This is a genomic window from Microbacterium sp. ISL-103 (assembly GCF_018613995.1).
In the GTDB taxonomy this organism is placed as follows: domain Bacteria; phylum Actinomycetota; class Actinomycetes; order Actinomycetales; family Microbacteriaceae; genus Microbacterium.
Genome location: NZ_JAGGPD010000302.1, coordinates 1 through 3,440, shown reverse-complemented (window position 1 = coordinate 3,440; position 3,440 = coordinate 1). Strand labels below are relative to the sequence as shown.

Below are 3,440 nucleotides of genomic sequence, written 5' to 3'. Positions count from 1 at the left end.
GCCCACGGCAAGCAGATCCAGGCGGCAGCGGCCCTCCTCGCAGAGGCGAAGAAGCCGGTGCTGTACGTCGGCGGTGGAGTGATCCGCGGCCGTGCATCTAAGGAGCTGCTCGGTCTCGCCGAGACCACCAACGCCCCGGTCGTGACGACTCTCATGGCGCGAGGCGCCTTCCCGGACTCCCACCAGCAGCACCTGGGGATGCCGGGCATGCACGGCACCGTGCCGGCGGTGCTCGCGCTGCAGGAGGCCGACCTGATCGTGTCGCTGGGCGCGCGCTTCGACGACCGCGTGACCGGCAAGGCGGCGCTCTTCGCCCCGAACGCCAAGGTCGTGCACGTCGACATCGACCCGGCGGAGATCTCCAAGATCCGCACGGCCGATGTGCCGATCGTCGGCGATGTGCGCGATGTCATGGTCGACCTCGAGTCGGCTTTCCGCATCGCGGCCAGCACCACCACCCCCGACACCGAGGAATGGTGGTCGTATCTCGACGGGCTCCGCAACGAGTTCCCCCTCGGATACGCGCCGACGACCGACGGCCTGCTCGCACCGCAGTACGTCATCCAGCGCATCGGCGAGCTCACCGGACCCGAGGGCATCTACGCCGCAGGAGTCGGGCAGCACCAGATGTGGGCGGCGCAGTTCATCAAGTACGAGCGCCCCAACGCCTGGCTGAACTCCGGGGGAGCGGGCACCATGGGGTACTCGGTGCCCGCCGCCATGGGGGCGAAGGTCGCCGAGCCCGACCGTGTCGTCTGGGCGATCGACGGCGACGGCTGCTTCCAGATGACCAACCAGGAGCTCGCGACCTGCTCGATCAACAACATCCCGATCAAGGTCGCGATCATCAACAACTCCTCTCTGGGCATGGTGCGTCAGTGGCAGACGCTGTTCTATGACGGTCGCCACTCGAACACCGACCTCAACACCGGGCACGGAACCGTGCGCATCCCCGACTTCGTCAAGCTCGCCGAGGCCTACGGCTGCCTCGCGATCCGCGTCGAGAAGGAGGAGGAGGTGGACGCGGCGATCAAGCTCGCACTCGAGACGAACGATCGTCCCGTCGTGATCGACTTCGTCGTCAGCGCCGATTCCATGGTGTGGCCGATGGTCCCCCAGGGCGTGAGCAACAGCTACGTCCAGTACGCCCGCGAGCACGCGCCCGCATTCGACGAGGAGGACTGACCATGTCGACTCACGTGCTGAGCCTCCTCGTGGAGAACCCGCCCGGTCTGCTGACCCGTGTGGCAGGGCTCTTCGCCCGCCGCGGGTTCAACATCGACTCGCTCGCTGTGGGCGTCACCGAGGTGCCGGGCATCTCGCGCATCACGGTCGTCGTCGACCTCGAGGACCTGCCTCTCGAGCAGGTGACCAAGCAGCTCAACAAGCTGATCAACGTCATCAAGATCGTCGAGCTCGACTTCCCGACCTCGGTGCAGCGCGAGCACATGCTCGTCAAGGTGCGCACCGACAACGCCACCCGGTCGAACGTCATCGAGGTCGCCAACCTCTTCCGCGCATCGGTCGTCGACTACGCGTCCGACGCGCTGGTGATCGAGGTCACCGGCGACCGGGGCAAGGTCGACGCCATGCTCCGCGCGCTCGAGCCGTTCGGCATCAAGGAGATCGCGCAGTCGGGGCTTCTGGCCATCGGCCGCGGCGGCAAGAGCATCACCGAGCGCGTCCTGCGCGGCTGATCAGTCTTCACACACGTACACGAACATCAATCAAGGAGAGAAACCAGTGAGCACCGAGATCTTCTACGACGCAGACGCCGATCTGTCGATCATCCAGGGCAAGAAGGTCGCGATCGTCGGCTACGGCTCGCAGGGTCACGCGCACGCGCAGAACCTTCGCGACTCGGGTGTCGAGGTCGCCATCGCCCTCAAGGAGGGGTCGAAGTCGGCACCGAAGGCGGAGGAGGCCGGATTCGCGGTCAAGACCGTCGCGGACGCGACGCAGTGGGCCGACCTCATCATGATCCTGGCGCCGGACCAGCACCAGCGCACGATCTACAGCGAGTCCATCGCCCCGAACCTCGCCGAGGGCAAGACGCTCGCCTTCGCGCACGGCTTCAACATCCGCTTCGGCTACATCGACGCTCCTGAGGGTGTCGACGTGATCCTCGTCGCCCCGAAGGCGCCGGGTCATACGGTGCGTCGCGAGTTCGTCGCCGGTCGCGGCATCCCCGACATCATCGCCGTCGAGCGCGATGCGTCCGGCAACGCCTGGGCCACCGCCCTCTCGTACGCCAAGGCCATCGGCGGCACCCGCGCCGGCGTCATCAAGACCACGTTCACCGAAGAGACCGAGACCGATCTGTTCGGCGAGCAGGCAGTGCTCTGCGGTGGCGTGAGCCACCTCGTGCAGGCCGGCTTCGAGACGCTGACCGCGGCGGGCTAGCAGCCGCAGATCGCGTACTTCGAGGTTCTTCACGAGCTGAAGCTCATCGTCGACCTCATGTGGGAGGGCGGCATCGCCAAGCAGCGCTGGTCGGTCTCCGACACGGCAGAGTACGGCGACTACGTCTCGGGCCCCCGCGTGGTCACCCCCGAGGTCAAGGAGTCGATGAAGGCGATCCTCGCCGACATCCAGAACGGCGCCTTCGCGAAGCGCTTCATCGATGACCAGGACAACGGGGCCGAGGGGTTCCTGGCGCTGCGCGCCAAGGAGGAGACGCACCCGATCGAGGCCACCGGCAAGGAGCTGCGTTCGCTCTTCGCATGGAAGCAGCAGGACGAGGATTACGTCGACGGCAGCGCCGCGCGCTGACTCACAGACGAAGAAGGGGCCCGGTGCGAATCGCACCGGGCCCCTTCATCGTCTGTGAGGGGGTCACTCGGACGGGGCGGCGTCCTCCACCTCGATCGGGGCGTCGGTGGCGTCGGCCCACACGGGGGCCGGAAGCACGGTGTCGGCCGCGCCGCCCTGGATCTCGCGCAGCGCGTCTTCGATCTCGTCGGCGTTCTCGGGCACGGCGAGCCCGCAGGCCCGCAGCTCGGAGGCGAACTTCAGCGTCAGACGGCTCTTTCCCGCTTCGACCGCCTCTGCCGTCGTTCCGGTGCGCTTCTCGCTTCCGGTCTGGATGTCTGAGACCTCGTCGCACACGTGATAGACGGCGCCACCGTCTACCCAGACCACTTCGTCCTTGCCGAGCATCAGGATGACGGCCGACTGGTCGGCGGTGTACTTCTCGACCGACGGCGGGTTGAAGTCGACGCCGATCACTGCGGCGAGGAGCGCCAGCACGATGCCGACGATTCCCGCGGTCGCCTTCTGACCTTTGCTCATGTCCTTGTTGAGGAAGATGAGGATGACGAGGGGCAGGAACGCGATGATCGCGATGATCGCCCCGAGCTGGTTCTGCACGAAGAAGCGCACGGTCTCGGATCTGCGTGCGGGATCGAGTCGGTTGGCCCTCTTCCACAGGATCGAGCCGG

General features: G+C 66.7%; 2 protein-coding genes and 2 pseudogenes. 3 read left to right on the top strand and 1 reads right to left on the bottom strand.

Annotation, left to right across the window (positions count from 1 at the left end):
- The 3 genes and pseudogenes from J7E68_RS11595 to ilvC form a co-directional block, all read left to right on the top strand.
- A partial coding sequence (locus tag J7E68_RS11595; protein WP_215172740.1) for a thiamine pyrophosphate-dependent enzyme occupies nucleotides 1–1,185 on the top strand: 1,185 nt, incomplete at its 5' end.
- A gap of 2 nt (nucleotides 1,186–1,187) precedes the next feature.
- Nucleotides 1,188–1,697 carry an acetolactate synthase small subunit gene (ilvN, locus tag J7E68_RS11590; protein ID WP_215172738.1) on the top strand — a complete coding sequence of 170 codons (510 nt, stop codon included), beginning with the start codon at nucleotides 1,188–1,190 and terminating at the stop codon, nucleotides 1,695–1,697.
- Between the two features lie 25 nt (nucleotides 1,698–1,722).
- Nucleotides 1,723–2,772 (top strand): annotated as a pseudogene (gene ilvC, locus J7E68_RS11585) (ketol-acid reductoisomerase).
- A 63-nt stretch (nucleotides 2,773–2,835) separates the two neighbouring features.
- On the opposite strand, the pseudogene J7E68_RS11580 reads toward ilvC, so the two are convergent.
- Nucleotides 2,836–3,440: pseudogene (locus J7E68_RS11580) on the bottom strand (hypothetical protein); the annotation flags it as partial.

Coding starts and splice junctions, on each gene's coding strand:
- ilvN (WP_215172738.1), top strand. CDS start 1,188: ATGTCGACTCACGTGCTGAGCCTCCTCGTGGAGAACCCGCCCGGTCTG.